Annotated in this window: 10 protein-coding genes; 6 read left to right on the plus strand and 4 right to left on the minus strand. The window is 49.4% G+C overall.

Annotation, left to right across the window (positions count from 1 at the left end; genetic code table 11):
- The first annotated feature begins 3 nt into the window (after positions 1-3).
- From EPD17_RS16640 to EPD17_RS16650, 3 genes are all read left to right on the plus strand, one after another.
- A complete protein-coding gene (locus tag EPD17_RS16640; RefSeq protein WP_132055700.1) occupies positions 4-1,404 on the plus strand; it encodes a sugar transferase in 1,401 nt (466 codons plus the stop codon).
- A gap of 236 nt (positions 1,405-1,640) precedes the next feature.
- Entirely contained in the window at positions 1,641-4,511 is a 2,871-nt protein-coding gene (locus EPD17_RS16645) for a M1 family metallopeptidase (RefSeq protein ID WP_132055701.1), read from the plus strand.
- The gene (locus EPD17_RS16650; RefSeq protein WP_132055702.1) at positions 4,508-5,416 is read left to right on the plus strand and encodes a hypothetical protein; all 909 of its coding nucleotides are present in this window, start codon (positions 4,508-4,510) and stop codon (positions 5,414-5,416) included. The genes EPD17_RS16645 and EPD17_RS16650 overlap by 4 nt, the downstream gene beginning before the upstream one ends.
- A 108-nt stretch (positions 5,417-5,524) precedes the next feature.
- Here EPD17_RS16650 and EPD17_RS16655 read toward each other — a convergent pair whose 3' ends face one another.
- Positions 5,525-6,229 carry a 2-C-methyl-D-erythritol 4-phosphate cytidylyltransferase gene (locus tag EPD17_RS16655; protein WP_132055703.1) on the minus strand — a complete coding sequence of 235 codons (705 nt, stop codon included), beginning with the start codon at positions 6,227-6,229 and terminating at the stop codon, positions 5,525-5,527.
- Positions 6,230-6,280: 51 nt separating this feature from the next.
- Here EPD17_RS16655 and EPD17_RS16660 point away from each other — a divergent pair, with 51 nt between their 5' ends.
- Positions 6,281-6,829 (plus strand): DUF4230 domain-containing protein, encoded by a 549-nt coding sequence (locus EPD17_RS16660; RefSeq protein WP_132055704.1) that lies wholly within the window; start codon positions 6,281-6,283, stop codon positions 6,827-6,829.
- A 62-nt stretch (positions 6,830-6,891) separates the two neighbouring features.
- Entirely contained in the window at positions 6,892-7,506 is a 615-nt protein-coding gene (locus EPD17_RS16665; RefSeq protein ID WP_132055705.1) for a DUF4230 domain-containing protein, read from the plus strand.
- Positions 7,507-7,708: 202 nt separating this feature from the next.
- Here EPD17_RS16665 and EPD17_RS16670 read toward each other — a convergent pair whose 3' ends face one another.
- On the minus strand, positions 7,709-9,154 hold the full coding sequence (locus tag EPD17_RS16670) for an APC family permease (protein ID WP_132055706.1): 1,446 nt from the start codon (positions 9,152-9,154) through the stop codon (positions 7,709-7,711).
- A 229-nt stretch (positions 9,155-9,383) separates the two neighbouring features.
- Positions 9,384-9,974 (minus strand): OmpH family outer membrane protein, encoded by a 591-nt coding sequence (locus EPD17_RS16675; RefSeq protein ID WP_132055707.1) that lies wholly within the window; start codon positions 9,972-9,974, stop codon positions 9,384-9,386.
- A 122-nt stretch (positions 9,975-10,096) separates the two neighbouring features.
- Here EPD17_RS16675 and EPD17_RS16680 point away from each other — a divergent pair, with 122 nt between their 5' ends.
- Positions 10,097-10,363 carry a GlsB/YeaQ/YmgE family stress response membrane protein gene (locus EPD17_RS16680; protein WP_114235023.1) on the plus strand — a complete coding sequence of 89 codons (267 nt, stop codon included), beginning with the start codon at positions 10,097-10,099 and terminating at the stop codon, positions 10,361-10,363.
- A 214-nt stretch (positions 10,364-10,577) separates the two neighbouring features.
- On the opposite strand, the gene EPD17_RS16685 is transcribed toward EPD17_RS16680, so the two are convergent.
- Complete coding sequence (locus EPD17_RS16685) at positions 10,578-10,922, minus strand: hypothetical protein (RefSeq protein ID WP_114235022.1); 345 nt, start codon at positions 10,920-10,922, stop codon at positions 10,578-10,580.
- Positions 10,923-11,029: the final 107 nt, after the last annotated feature.

The following is an 11,029-nucleotide window of genomic DNA, read 5'->3' on the forward strand; positions in this document are numbered from 1 at the left end:
GCAATGACGCCATTCCGCAGCTATATCCGCAGCCACTGGTATGCGGTTTCCGACTTTGTAGCCGCACTGGCCGCCTGGCTCCTTTTTGATGTGCTGCGCAAAAGCATGCTCAACGAAACCGTGCCGTTGGTCAACGGCTGGCATTTTGTGCTGTTCCTCCTCATTCCTTTTGGGTGGCTGGCCCTCTTTAGCCTCATGGGTGCTTATACCAAGCTGTATGCAAAATCACGGGCCAGCGAATTGGCCAATACTATTGTTGGTTCTTTCTTGGGCACGATCGTGCTGTTTTTTGTGCTGCTGGCCAACGATGTGTACAATTACAATTACAACTATTACTATACAGCTTTTGCTTCGCTTTTTGTGTTACAAACCGCCTGCACGTTTGTAGGCCGGTTTATTTTGCTGTCCATAACCAAGCGCCAAATTGCCCAGGGCGTCATCTCATTTCCGGCCGCCATCATCGGCCAGCCCGAAGCAGCACTCAACTTATATCACCTTACCAGCCGCAAGCTGGCGGTGGAAGGATATAGTGTAAAAGGATTTATCCCCGCCGAAGTATCGCCGGCGCAGAATGGCATGGCCTTCCTGGGCACACTGCCGAATCTGGAAGCGTTGGTGGACCAGCACCGCCTGCAACTGGTGCTGCTGGCACTTTCCAAACGGGAAGAAGACCAAATCGCCGACCTCGTTAGCCGCCTGAGTACTAAGGATGTGCACATCAGGCTACAACCGGATTTGCTCGATATTCTTTCGGGCTCGGTAAAAACAGGCAACGTATTGACCGTGCCGCTGGTGGAACTGAACGGTAACCCAATGGCGCCTTGGCAGCAGCATGTAAAACGCCTGGTAGATGTGGTGCTGGCATGCGGCGCACTCATTTTACTGATGCCGCTGATGCTCTATGTAGCGCTTCGGGTAAATGCATCGTCGCCGGGCCCGGTGCTGTTTCGGCAGCAGCGCATTGGCTACCGCGGCCGGCCTTTTACCATGATCAAATTCCGAAGCATGTACCTCGGTGCTGAGGCCGATGGCCCTGCGTTGTCGTCCGACAATGATCCGCGCATCACACCATGGGGCCGCGTTATGCGCAAATGGCGCCTCGACGAATTGCCACAGCTTTGGAATGTACTGCGCGGCGATATGAGCCTGGTGGGCCCCCGTCCGGAGCGGGCTTTTTATATCAACCAGATTGTTGCGCAGTTTCCCTACTACAACTTTTTTTTCAAGGTAAAACCCGGCCTAACTTCCTGGGGTATGGTGCAGTTTGGCTACGCCGAAAACATCGAGGAAATGCTGGAGCGTGCCCGCTTCGACCTGGTTTATATTGAAAATGTGTCCTTGCTGCTCGATCTGAAGATCATGCTGCATACGCTGCGGATCATTTTTTTAGGCAAAGGAAAATGACAGTTTGCCATTGCGCTTCGCGTTTGCTTCATTTATCTACTTCCGCTGCAACATTCGTTCGCTATGTCCGCGGCAAAGCCTTTGCATGAAATAGCGTAACCGGTGAAAAAAACAGAACCGTTTTAAAGGCCATGCTGTATTTTGCTGCTTTACAATCTGACGCCTTGATAAACCAAACGGTCCATACTGCTTTTCGCTGCTGCGCTGCACGGCTTCGCAATTCCCGGTTTCTATTATTGCCTTTTGCATTGCTGCTGTTGCAGCAGGCGCAGGCACAATACTGGCAGCAACGGGTAGACTACCAACTGGAAGCTACCCTCAATGACACCAGCCGCACACTCGACGGATTTGCCACCATTACTTATTACAACAATTCGCCGGACACGCTGCGATATATTCCTTTTCATCTGTGGCCCAATGCTTATAAAAATGACCAAACAGCATTGAGCGAACAGTTGCTGCGCATGGGGCAAAACGCTTTTTATTTTGCCGATAAAGAGCAACGCGGTTACATCAACCGGCTTGATTTTAAAGTAAACGGCGCAAGGGTGCAGGTTGAGGCCCATCCGCAATATATTGATGTTGTTAGCCTGCTGCTGGAGGCGCCGCTGCCGCCGGGCGGCAACATCCGCATTACCACGCCGTTTTTTGTAAAACTGCCCTTCAACTTTAGCCGCGGCGGGTATGACGGCAATTCATTTCAGCTAACCCAGTGGTATCCCAAACCCGCTGTGTACGACCACAAAGGCTGGCACCCCATGCCATACCTGCACCAAGGTGAGTTTTACAGCAATTTTGGAAATTTTGACGTACGCATCACGCTGCCTGCAAAATATAAAGTGGCAGCTACGGGCTTGCTACAGGAAACAGTTTTAACCAAACAAGAAGGCGCATCTGCACCAATACCTGTTGCCAAAACCAAAAAAGCGGTTACCCCTGTCCGTAAGCCTGTGAGCAAAGCAAAACCCGTCACTGCAAAAAGTAAAATCGCATTTACCGACACCTTACCAACCGGCTTGCAAACGCTGCGCTACACGCAGGACAGTGTGCATGATTTTGCCCTGTTTGCAGCGCCCAATTACATTGTGCAAAAAGATACTTGCCGCTTGCCATCGGGCCGGGTTATTTTGGTGCAATCTCTTTATACCGCGGCGCAGCAAAAAGTTTGGCAGCAATCCATTGCCATGCTCAAAGAAGCAGTGCGCTATCGCAGCCAGCTAATTGGCGAATATCCCTTTGGCGTGGTGACGGCCGTTCAAGGGCCGGAAAGTTTTGGCGGCGGTATGGAGTATCCAACCATCACTGTCATTTCGCCACAGCAAGACCCGCTGATCCTTGCCGAACTGATTGGGCACGAAGTGGGGCACAACTGGTTCCAGGGCATTCTTGCCTCCAACGAGCGGGCACACGCTTGGCTCGATGAGGGATTGAACAGCTACTACGACCGGCGGCACCGCCGGGAAAAAGCCACCGGCAGCGCCCTAAATAAAAATGTACCAGACCTGGGCTTGTTGCTGAACCGCGGCGAGGAATTGCTGCTGCTAACCAAAGTGCGGCAGAAGTTGGCGCAGCCAATCAATACCAAATCGGATGCTTTTAGCCCGCTCAATTATTTGCTGGTTTCCTACACTAAAACGGCGCTGTGGCTTGAGGCCCTGGAAGCCCGCATTGGGCGGGACCGATTTGACAAATCAATGCAGGCTTATTACAGCCAGTGGCAGTTTAAACACCCCTACCCCGAGGACTTTAAAAAGGTGCTGGAAGTGCAAACAGGACAGGATCTGCAATCATTCTTTGCCCACCTGGACGAGAAAAAAGTATTGAACGACACTGCCATGCGGGGCTTTAAAGTTGCATCTACGCTGGCGCCCAAAAGCATTGCCGCGTATTTGCGCCAGCCCACGCAAACTTTGCTGCTCATTTCGCCTGCGCTTGGGTATAACCGTTATGACCGTGTAATGGCCGGTGCACTGTTCACCAACTACAAGATTCCACCGTCAAAGTTTCAATTTGCGGTAGTGCCGCTCTATGCATTTGGGTCAAAGCAATTGAATGGGATTGGCCGGGCTGGCTACAACTGGTATACCGACGGCCGCATCCGCCGCACTGAGCTGTTTATAAACGCGGCGCGTTTTGCAAACAACAGTTTTGAACAAGAAAACGGCGTAAAGCAAGTGGCCAGTTTCCTGAAAATTGCTCCAGGCATCCGGGCCACATTTCGGGAGCAAAGTCCGGCCAGCACACGCCGCACACAGGTGCATTGGAAAAGCTATTTTTTCCGCGAAGATGCATTTCGCTTTGGCAGGGATACCGTCATTGGCAATGGCGATACCAGCATTTTTACTATTGCCCGCACCTTACAAGAAAGCCGCACCCTGCACCAGTTGCGGTTTACGTTGCAAGACCTTCGTGAACTGTACCCGTACAAAGCCGAGGTGCAGGTAGAATTTGGTAAACAGTTTATCCGCCCCGCTGTTACCGCACAATACTTTTTGAACTATGCCGGTGGCGGCGGATTGGAAGCCCGGTTTTTTGGTGGCGCTTTGCTTTTTCCAAAAGGTCGAACCCTGCAACGCGAAATTGCTGCCGACCGCTATGGGTTGAACATGACCGGTCCCGACGGCTACCACGATTACACATACAATAACTATTTTATTGGCCGCAATGAATTTGAAGGATTTTCGAGCCAGCAAATTTTGATGCGGGATGGCGGATTTAAAATGCGTACCGACCTGCTGGCCCAACCCGTAGGGCGCTCCGCAAAATGGCTGATGGCAATGAACTTTAGTTCATCCTTGCCCGACAAGATCAACCCGCTTTCGGTGCTGCCTTTTAAAATTCCATTGCGGGTGTTTGCCGATGTGGGCACCTACGCCGAGGCCTGGAACGACCGGCAGGAAGGCTCCCGTTTTTTGTTTGATGCCGGCCTGCAGTTGCCGCTTTTTGGCGACCTGGTGCAGGTGTACCTGCCGCTCCTGTACAGCGCTCCGTTCCGCGATTACCAAAAAGCTTATGTTCCCAAACAGCGCATGTTGAAAACGCTTTCGTTTTCCATCCAATTAAACCAACGGCCGCTGAACAAAGTATTCCGCGAAGTGGACCTATGAGCAGCGGGGCTAATATAAGGCACCTGAAACGGGCCGAAATTGACGCTCTGAAATGGGATGCCTTTATTGATGCATCGCCGAATGGTTTAGTGTATGCATACAGCTGGTACCTGGATGCCATGTGCGACCAATGGGATGCGCTGGTGCTGGATGATTATGCCGCAGTGATGCCTATACCGTGGCGAAAAAAATGGGGAATAAAATATGTGTACACGCCGGCGTTTGTACAGCAGTTGGGCGTGATGGGCAAAAATAGGTATACTGCATTCAGCAATTTCCGTTCATTGATGCACCAAGCATTTCCATACGGATCGTACAACTACAATTTTATAAACGAGGGTTCGGGAAAAGAGCAAACAAATTTCGTATTGGACCTTTCGCCTTCTTATGCGCATTTGGCGCAGTCCTACGCAACCGATTTAAAGAACAATCTCAAAAAAGCCAGTCGCAGCCAATTGGTTTATCACAACAGTTCATCTTTCCGGTTGAATATCCAAATGTTCAAGGAGCATTATGCCGATCGGCTGGATGGTGTTCGCGCTGAAGATTTTAATAGGTTTGAACAAGTGTGTGCCAACCTGCAGCAGCGTCAAAACCTTGTTGCACGGCATGTTACCGATGTCCAAAACAACATTATCTCCAGTGCTGTTTTATTGCATGCAAAATCCCGGTTGTATTTGGTGATGTGCACTACTACCGAGCAAGGAAGAAAAATTGCTGCCGGCCATTTTTTAATAGACAGCATCATCAGGGAATTTGCTGGTACGCAACATCAGCTTGATTTTGAGGGTACTGATCTGTCTGGTGTGTATCATTTTTATAAAAACTTCAACCCGGTAAACCAGCCCTACTTTTTCCACCACTGGAACCATTTACCCATTCTACTTCGCTGGGTAAAAAAATAGCAGCGAAAAAATCGCTGCTATTTTTTTATATACATTTTGTTTGCGCTAATTACACAATCAGCAACAGGTTATACTTCTATTAATTCGGCACTAGCATAGCCAACACTTCTACCCTTCCTTTACCAAACTCTTATCCAAAAATCCTTGCCGGATCATGCCCTCGGCAAATAGCAAATCGGCGGGACGGGTAATTTTTATATTGTGCTCATCGCCAGGCACCAGCGATACTTTTAATCCAAATGCTTCCACCACTGTGGCTTCATCAGTAAATCGTTCTTTGTAATCGATTTCAAAAGCGGGCAGTAAAATACGGCTGTGAAAAGTTTGTGGTGTTTGCACCAGCACCACGCGGTCGCGGTCCATCACCTCATTGGTATTTTCTTCGGCGTTCAGCAGCCGCACACTGTCGCGAACACGAACTGCAGGCACGGCACTGCCGGTTTCCAATGCATTTTCAAAACAGCGATGAATCAGATCAACCGTGACCAAACAGCGTACTGCATCGTGTACAAACACGATGGCATCTTTACCTACATGCCGCAAACCTGCCTGCACCGAATGAAAACGTGTTTCGCCGCCAGATGTGATTTGTATGCGGGAGTAATCAAAAAATGCATCGATCACTTCGCGGCCCAGGTCGGTATAATCTTCGGGCAGCACCAACACAATGCGCAGGTCATCAAATGCATCCAGGAAAGTTTTCAGCGTATAATACAACACCGGTTTATCATGCAACATCAAAAACTGCTTTGGAATGGCGGCACCCATGCGCATTCCCGTACCCCCAGCAACAATCACGGCGTATTTCTGCATAAAAATTGTTTGTAGACCGGGACAAATGTAGCTTTAACCACAACCCCCGACATGGTGCAAATTAGCAAGAAAATTTATTTGGCAGCGACCGCATTCGTGCTGCTGTGCGGTTGCGCCAAAAAAGAGCCGCCGCAAACCCCACCGCTGTTGCAATTGCGGCAAATTGGGCAGTTAGCTACCGCCGAAATGGAAGTTTCGAAAGTGGTGCGGGCCCGCGATGAAGACACCTGGTACAAGCTGGGCGAACGGCGCATGCTCATTACCTGCCGGGCCCGCATCAAAGCCGGTGTGAACCTGGAACAGCTAAAAGAAACCGACGTGGTGCAACAGGGGGGCAGCATCCGCATCAAGCTGCCGCTGCCACAGATCATTTCTTTTTCAATGCCGCCGGAAGCCATCCGTGTTTCGTATACTGATATTGGTCATTTTCGCGACCCATTTTCGCAAACGGAAACCAACGCCATCATGAAACAGGCCGAAAGCCAGATTCGCCGGCAGGCCGATAGCCTGGATATACTGGCCAGGGCAAAAGCTGGCGCTGTTACTTTTATCACCCGCTTTTTTGTTCAGGCAGGGTTTGAAGAAGTGATCGTTGAATAATACAAGGCAATTGATTTTTGAAAAACATTTTGCTGGAACAGCACTTACCGATAAGCCAAAGCATGAAGAGAATTTTGATAAATGTTGTTTTACTCGTTGTACTGATTGCCGGCAGTTGGTGGTTGCTGCAACGGGCAGCCATACAGCCATTAAGGGAAATGTTTCGCAGCAAACCAATCGTGGTAGATGAGTCGCCGTTGCTGGTACAAAACATTAGGGAGCTGGCGCAATTGATGACCATTGAATACTACGATGAAGTGGTGGCTGATAGCAGCCGCGGCGCTGCGCTGTTGCCGTTTCCACCCTACATTATTCCGGCCCGACAGTCGTTGGTGTTGGTAGTAAAAGGCAGGCTGCTGGCCGGCATTGATTTGCAGCAACTAGACACTAGTCATATCCGCATTTACAACGACTCCATCAGCATTGTGCTGCCCAAAGCGGAGGTGCTGGAAGTAGAAGTGAATCCTTCTGGAGTGGAAACCTTTTCTGAAAAAGGGGAATGGAGCCAGCGTGCCGTTGCTGCACTTACCGCCAAGGCAAGAGACCAAATGCTGCGCAATGCAGCAGCACAAGGCGTTCTGCGCCGTGCTGATGAAAAAGGAAAACAGTTGGTGGAGCAACTGCTTTTGTATGCGGGCTATAAAAATGTGGTGGTGATAACGCCGGATCTTGATTGAGCATTTGAAGGCAACAAGCGTCATTGCGAGGCGCGGCAGATGTTAAGTGGCATAATTAATTCATGCGCCGAAGCAATCTCCAGCAACAAAAAAGTGTATGCAACGATTGCTTGGTAGTAAGTAAAAAGGGATTGCTTCGGCGCAAAAAACGTTTATTATTCAAGCCACCTAAATGCCTCGCAATGACGGAGCACATCGCATTCTACTCCCGCCGCTTGCCACGCAGGGCCAAATAATACAGCGGAATACCCAGCAACACAATGATCAATCCTGGCCAGGTAAACTTTGGCTTGTAAAACACCAGCAAAATACAAAAGGTTAAACCCATGGCAATGTACAGTGCAGGCAGCACTGGGTAACCCACTGCCTTGTACGGCCGTGGCGCTTCGGGGCGTTGCTTGCGGAGTAAAAAAATACCGGCAATAGTGAGCATGTAAAAAATCACCACCACAAACGAAACCATATCCAGCAGGTCGCCGTAGCGGCCGCTGAGGCATAAAATGGCCGCCACCAGGCATTGTGCCCAAAGTGCCCACTCAGGTACCGCATTTTTATTAAGCGTGCCTGCTTTTTTAAAAAACAATCCGTCGTTGGCCATGGAGTAATACACCCGTGCACCGGCCAGGATCAGTCCATTGTTGCAGCCAAAAGTGGAAATCATGATCATGATGGCGATGACATAAGTGCCGATGTTGCCGAAGATGGCATTGGCTGCAGATACCGCTACCCTATCGGCTGGCGCCGTGGCAATGCCGCTCAACGGCAGCACAGCGAGGTACATAAAATTGGCAGCCACGTAAATAACGGTAACGATGAGGGTACCCAAAAACAAGCTGAGGCCAATATTGCGTTGCGGGTTTTTGATTTCACCGGCAATAAAGGTTACGTTGTTCCATGCATCCGAGCTGAATATGGAACCAACCATGCTGGCGGCAATAGCGCCCAGTGCCGCAATGCCCAGCACGGTGCCAATGTTTCCATCGGCGCTGATCGATTTCATGGTCCAAGCATCGGCCCAATTGGCATTCCAAACATCGGTATCAAAGGCCAGTATAAAACCAAAAAGGATTAAGCCAAATAGCGACACCAATTTGGTTACGGTAAATGTTGTTTGGATCAGTTTGCCTTCTTTAACTCCTCGGGTATTGATCCACGTTAGTAACACAATGAGTGCAATGGAAACAAGTTGTGCCGGGTAAACTTTTAGCCAGCCCAGGTCCATCAAAATGTTAGCGTCGGTCATTTCCAGCGCGGGAATAAAATAGCCGGCAAACTTGGAAAAAGCAACGCCCACTGCGGCAATGGTGCCGGTTTGAATGACCGAGAAAAAACTCCAGCCATACAAGAATCCAATAAGTGGATTATACGCTTCTTTAAGGTAGACATACTGCCCCCCTGCGCGGGGAAACATGGCGCTCAGTTCGCCATAGCTCAGCGCAGCAGTAAGGGTCATAAAACCGGTAATGAGCCAAACAGCAATCAGCCAGCCGGCACTGCCTACGTTGCGGGTAATGTCGGCACTCACAATAAAAATACCCGAGCCAATCATGGAGCCCGCCACAATCATCGTGGCATCGAGCAGGCCCAGCGACCGCTTGAAATGGGTTTCTTTTTCGGCAGTTGCGGGCACGGTAGCAGTTTGCGGCATAACCAGTTTAGTTTGGGCGTCAAGATAAGGAAATGTGGGCAGCGCCTTGGTACCAAATTGCTGTGCGCTTTGCCGGATGAAGCTGCAGCAGCTACACTGCTCCACAAAGAACAGAAAGATGAACGGAGCGTCGCAACAGGTGTTGCACAAAGTTGATCGGGCCGGCAACAAAAAAGCCGCTGCATAATGCAGCGGCTTTTACAAACAGTTTGTATAGAGTGGCGTACAATTACTTTTTACTATACCCGGCGTTCAGGCCTCTTACCACATCATCGGTGATGTTATATGCCGTATCGCGGAAATAAAACAGGCCGGGCTCGTATGCAAAAATGTACGAGTAGTTTTTGTTGTTGTTATAGGTTTTGAGGTAGTCTTCGATGCGGGTTTTCACATCACGCATTTTGCGCATATAAAAATCCTGGTACTCCTGATCCAGCGCGGCTTTGCGGTTCTGCATGTTCTGCTGCATCTGCATCATATCGCGGGTGGCCATTTCGCTTTGCACCTGGCTCATAGTAGCGGCTTGTCCCTGATATTGTGCGGCTTTGTCGCGGTAGGTTTTTTCGAGGCGTGCCAGTTCGGTGTTGATGGCTTCTTCCTTGCGGGCCAGTTCGCCTTTCACATCTTTCACCATCGAGAAGGATGCTTCCAGCGAATCCATTTCGAAATAAGCGATCCGGAATTCTTTAGCGGCAGGCGCAGCATCGGTGCTCACAGCAGCCTTGGGTGTTTCTTTTTTGCCGGAAGAAAAATGCAGGTAAAACAGCATACCTACCAATACTAACAGCACAACGTTTAACAGGAGTAATCCGCGATTCATTTTTTGCAAAATTGTTGTGCAAAGAAAAGGGCAAAAGGGTATTCGACGCCGAAACGGCCCGGCTTTTATGAAACATTTACAGCGAGGTACAGCTTTTGATAAACGTTTAGAAAAAAATCGTTATGGGAATCATCAGTTGGATTTTATTGGGCCTGGTTGCCGGTGCACTGGCAAAGGCCATTCGCCCGGGCCGCGACCCACAGGGCTGTATCGTTACCATGATCATTGGCATTGTAGGCGCCGTGCTGGGCGGCTGGATCGCCACTATGTTTGGCTGGGGCCGTGTAGATGGATTTAACGTGTACAGCCTGCTGGTGGCCACTGGTGGCGCCGTACTGGCATTGGCCATTTGGGCGGCAGTTACGGGCAACCGGCGCAGGGATATTTAAGCTTTGCCCGAAACAATTATTGCAAGCCAATTAAGGCTGCATTAAAATGTTGTTTTGGGCTCATTGCTTTCTAATAGAACCACGGCAGTGGCTGCATTTTATTTTGTATAAACAAATTGCAGCCGGCGCCGTGGTTTGTTTTTTGGGTAATAAAAAATCCCCTCACTTTTTGGTGAAGGGACTAAAAGTATAAGGCGTTGATTTGTCTTCTTGTTTAGGGTTTTCTTAGTACGGACGCCTTTGCTTTTCTAGGGTTGGAATAGTTTTCTTCGGAACGGCGGATCAAAAACGGGCTCTTTTCAAGGATAGATTGGATACTGGTTTTTCGAAAAAATAGAAGTTGACTGATACTGGATTTTGATTTTAGTTTTTCTGGGAACTGGATTCTGGTCTTTTTGGATTTGGACTTTGCTTTTTGGTTTTTTTCAGGATCTGGATCAATTTTGTCTTGTGGACGGTTCTTTGGATTTGGATTGGATTTGGTCTTTTCTTGGATACTGGTAGATTGATGTGCATCAATCAACTTCTGCCACAAAAGTAGGAGTATCAGCTCATCCATACAATCGCGATTATGCCCTAATTTTTTCTTATGGAAAATACTTAGTGCACGTACAACCTCCTACCGGTGCGGGTTTCGGGCATCGTTGTTATTCTTCGTACAAATAC

Origin of the sequence: Pseudocnuella soli (assembly GCF_004347775.1) — a bacterium.
Lineage (GTDB): Bacteria > Bacteroidota > Bacteroidia > Chitinophagales > Chitinophagaceae > Flavisolibacter > Flavisolibacter aquaticus.

Coding starts and splice junctions, on each gene's coding strand:
- EPD17_RS16640 (WP_132055700.1), top strand. CDS start 4: ATGACGCCATTCCGCAGCTATATCCGCAGCCACTGGTATGCGGTTTCC.
- EPD17_RS16650 (WP_132055702.1), top strand. CDS start 4,508: ATGAGCAGCGGGGCTAATATAAGGCACCTGAAACGGGCCGAAATTGAC.
- EPD17_RS16655 (WP_132055703.1), bottom strand. CDS start 6,229: ATGCAGAAATACGCCGTGATTGTTGCTGGGGGTACGGGAATGCGCATG.
- EPD17_RS16660 (WP_132055704.1), top strand. CDS start 6,281: ATGGTGCAAATTAGCAAGAAAATTTATTTGGCAGCGACCGCATTCGTG.
- EPD17_RS16665 (WP_132055705.1), top strand. CDS start 6,892: ATGAAGAGAATTTTGATAAATGTTGTTTTACTCGTTGTACTGATTGCC.
- EPD17_RS16670 (WP_132055706.1), bottom strand. CDS start 9,154: ATGCCGCAAACTGCTACCGTGCCCGCAACTGCCGAAAAAGAAACCCAT.
- EPD17_RS16675 (WP_132055707.1), bottom strand. CDS start 9,974: ATGAATCGCGGATTACTCCTGTTAAACGTTGTGCTGTTAGTATTGGTA.
- EPD17_RS16680 (WP_114235023.1), top strand. CDS start 10,097: ATGGGAATCATCAGTTGGATTTTATTGGGCCTGGTTGCCGGTGCACTG.
- EPD17_RS16685 (WP_114235022.1), bottom strand. CDS start 10,922: ATGGATGAGCTGATACTCCTACTTTTGTGGCAGAAGTTGATTGATGCA.